Source organism: bacterium (assembly GCA_040756715.1).
Lineage (GTDB): Bacteria > UBA9089 > UBA9088 > UBA9088 > UBA9088 > JBFLYE01.
Map to the genome: position 1 here is coordinate 1 of JBFLYE010000184.1, position 3,134 is coordinate 3,134.

Here is a 3,134-nt window from a genome sequence, read left to right on the forward strand (position 1 = left end):
TCCTTAAGATTATCTAAACCCATACATTTTGTAAAGCGTTATGGAATTAACTATAAGTATAAATGAAAAAGATTATTTTGATAATGGCAATGACTACCTTATGTTATGGAGTATATAGAAAAGAGTGCAGGAACAGAGACCTTTCCGGCAACCATTACTTATTCAAATAAACATCCCTATGATTGGAAGGATACAGAAACAAACCCGGTAATTTATATCCGGTAATCTATATTATGTGGGAGATTATTGGAAATATAGAACAAAACAAGGGAGGAAGGAAAAATGGATTTGTTGAGGGATTAAGAAAGGCTATCCAGGAGCTCCTTGTTCCTGAATTAAAGGCTTTGCAAGTAGAGGTTAAGGAATTAGGGGTTAGGCTTGACCAGATGGATAAGCGCTTTGAGCAGATGGATAGGCGATTTGCCGAAATGCAGGAGCAGATGGATAAGCGCTTTGATCTTATCTTTAAAGAATTTCACTCTATAACAGAACAATTGGGAAAGATTGAAACAAAGCTTGATTTTTCAGAACGTATGGTTAGGCTTGAAGGGCTTTATGAAGAGATGAGAAGGGAAATAGATCGGCTTTTTGAAAGAAAGCCGGTTGCTATTGGTTAAATGGAGTTTAGGAGTTTGGGGAGTTTGAAAGTAAATTTAACGTATGTGTTTAGTTAGTAGCTAATAGCCAAAAGCTAATCGCTAAACACATACTAAATCTTAAAAAGTGTGAGTGGGGTAATTGACAACCTGTTTTAAATTATTTGAGGGGTCGCAATATTTTACTTAAGTTAATCCAATAAAATGCCGATAAACCCTGCGTCATAACCTATCTTAGGTTTAAGGGGGTGGCACATATGGACAAGATACAAAAGATTAATGGAAAATGGATAGTTGAAACGAGAAGATATTTTCGGGAATTTTTAAAGAAAACAGGATTTCTAAGAACCTATTAGAAATGGAGAAGGTGGTCTTAAATTTTCATATCCTGAATGGTTAATAATGTTTATTGCCCTTTTATCGGTTAAACAGAAAATTAAAAGCTATCTGGAGCTACATCGGTTTGTAAAAGACCATTGGGATGTTATGGGAGGAGATTTGGGTTATAAGGTGATTCCAGAAACTACAATGAGATATCGTTTAAAAAAATCTGCTTTGAGGAAAGGAAAAACTCCAGGATTTGTCTCTTCTATGTTTCCTGAAGAATTTTTCAATAGATGAAGTAAGTGTCGATAAAATGCTAAACAAAGCATTAGGTCCTGTATGGTACAAGAAGCAGAAAAAGCAAGGAATTATTCCCAAAGGATTAAGGGGGATTGATAAAGAAGCAACATTTAAGTAAAAGCCACTATGATAGATGGGTTTATGAACATAGCGTTTTCAGTCTCGTAACACATAAAAAGCCATTTTTAGGAATGTTTAAATGGATACCTAATAGTGCTCATGAGGCTAAAAAAATGTGGATAGAAACAGAAAAATTAGAGGGGGTTAAAAAGGTGTTTATGGCAAGGCAGATAGCACAAAGCTATTTTTCAAGATGCAAGAAGAAAGAGGTATATTCTTAATCACATCTCCTTAAGAAACGAAGGGTTAAAAGTAACAACAACAATAGGATAAGAAATCCCAAAAGAGAAGAAATGGTAAAAATCCTCTCTTGTCCTGATGTTAAAAAAGAATATCAGAAGCGTTCAATCTATGTAGAACCTATGCAAGGAATTGTTAAAGATATATTTGAGTTAGAAAGGTGCTGGATGAGAGGAAACGAGAACAACAGATGGATATTTGCTAGTATGGGTGTTAGTATTCAGATAGCTCAATGGGATGCTATTCTTAACCATTGTTCTCCTTGGACTATCAAAGAGAAGGTATTGAATAAGTAAAGGTAATTGCCGGTAAAAAATCTAAATCAAAAGGGCAAATTTTATTTTTTTCTTTAATTTTTCTCTTAAATTTTAAAAAATCAAAATTTTTTCCTTTATTTCAATTGTAATTTTTGATAAAATTTTTTAAGGTAATATGCATACTGAAAATATTGCGGTACCTCAATTATTTATAATTTCTTTATAAGAAAAAATGGAAAAGGCAATAGAAAGATTTGCTGAAAAAATAAAGGATTCTTTGGCAGATAATATTGTTTCTATAGAGTTATTTGGCTCAAAGGCAAGGGGAGATTTTAACAAAGAATCTGATATTGATCTTCTTATTGTGGTTAATGAAAAATCCCCTGCGGTAAGGGAGAAAATCTTTGATATTATGTTTGAGGTAGACCCTTGGTATGAGTTGATGCTTTCTCCCAGAATTATGTCCATTAAGGAATATCAGGTAAATAAAGCAATTGCTTCACCTTTTATTGAACACATAGAGAGGGAAGGAATAAAGTTATGAATAATGAATTGGCTAAATATAGATTGGAAAGTGCTAAAGAAAAGCTTGTATCCGCAAGGTTGCTTTATGAGAATGGTCAATACAGGGATTCAATCTCTCGCTCTTATTATGCAATGCTTTCTGCTGCAAGGGCATTACTATCTACAAAGAAATTGGATAGTAGTAAGCACTCAGGGGTGATTTCTTTATTTAACCAGCATTTTGTAAAAACAGGGGTATTAAATAAAGAGGCGGGAAAGAAATTGGCTTCTGCCAAAGAGATGCGAGAAGATAGTGATTATGAAGATTTTGTCGCTGTCTCAAAAGAGGATGCAGAAAAACAGATTGCTGATGCCGAAGGCTTTATAAAGGAAATAGAGGAGGTGATGCCTATGAGGGAGTAACTATTTGTTTCGGGGCTTAGCGGGTATAGGGAAGACCAAGTCTAAGTCATAACCGTGAACTTTCCCAAAAGTAATGGGGATTGAGGTTTTTGATATGGGGTTACAGGCTATAGCTGTAATGTTAAGTTTAAAGAACTTGTCCTTGAAACTGGGGTTAAAAAAAGAGATAACCATACAACCTTATTAGAGGAATTGAAGAATGCTTGATTATTTAGGGATATTTAGGGCGTTTAATAAAGAAGGGATTATAGTTAATTCCATAACGCTTTACAAAATGTATGTGTTTAGATAATCTTAAGGAAAACTTTATAAAATTATGAATTTTGAATGTTGAATTTTGAATTAAAAGGGAAAAAATTTTATAAAACTT

At 33.7% G+C, this 3,134-nt stretch carries 6 protein-coding genes; all 6 read left to right on the top strand.

The genetic code is table 11. The annotated features are described in order from the left end of the window. The first annotated feature begins 233 nt into the window (after positions 1–233). The 6 genes from AB1397_06910 to AB1397_06935 all read left to right on the top strand — a co-directional run bounded on the left by AB1397_06910 (position 234) and on the right by AB1397_06935 (position 2,764). Complete coding sequence (locus AB1397_06910) at positions 234–617, top strand: hypothetical protein (GenBank protein MEW6482707.1); 384 nt, start codon at positions 234–236, stop codon at positions 615–617. A 381-nt stretch (positions 618–998) separates the two neighbouring features. Then, positions 999–1,217, top strand: coding sequence for a hypothetical protein (locus AB1397_06915; GenBank protein ID MEW6482708.1), 219 nt, complete (start codon positions 999–1,001; stop codon positions 1,215–1,217). A 95-nt stretch (positions 1,218–1,312) separates the two neighbouring features. After that, positions 1,313–1,561: a hypothetical protein gene (locus AB1397_06920; GenBank protein MEW6482709.1), complete on the top strand. Its 249-nt coding sequence runs from the start codon at positions 1,313–1,315 to the stop codon at positions 1,559–1,561. A 48-nt stretch (positions 1,562–1,609) separates the two neighbouring features. Further along, positions 1,610–1,876, top strand: coding sequence for a hypothetical protein (locus AB1397_06925; GenBank protein ID MEW6482710.1), 267 nt, complete (start codon positions 1,610–1,612; stop codon positions 1,874–1,876). A 193-nt stretch (positions 1,877–2,069) separates the two neighbouring features. Then, positions 2,070–2,381, top strand: coding sequence for a nucleotidyltransferase domain-containing protein (locus AB1397_06930; GenBank protein MEW6482711.1), 312 nt, complete (start codon positions 2,070–2,072; stop codon positions 2,379–2,381). After that, entirely contained in the window at positions 2,378–2,764 is a 387-nt protein-coding gene (locus AB1397_06935) for a HEPN domain-containing protein (protein ID MEW6482712.1), read from the top strand. Before AB1397_06930 ends, AB1397_06935 begins: the two co-directional genes overlap by 4 nt. Positions 2,765–3,134: the final 370 nt, after the last annotated feature.

Bases quoted from the DNA above. Each gene is read 5' to 3' on its own strand.
- AB1397_06910 (MEW6482707.1), top strand. From the start codon at position 234: ATGTGGGAGATTATTGGAAATATAGAACAAAACAAGGGAGGAAGGAAA.
- AB1397_06915 (MEW6482708.1), top strand. From the start codon at position 999: ATGTTTATTGCCCTTTTATCGGTTAAACAGAAAATTAAAAGCTATCTG.
- AB1397_06930 (MEW6482711.1), top strand. From the start codon at position 2,070: ATGGAAAAGGCAATAGAAAGATTTGCTGAAAAAATAAAGGATTCTTTG.
- AB1397_06935 (MEW6482712.1), top strand. From the start codon at position 2,378: ATGAATAATGAATTGGCTAAATATAGATTGGAAAGTGCTAAAGAAAAG.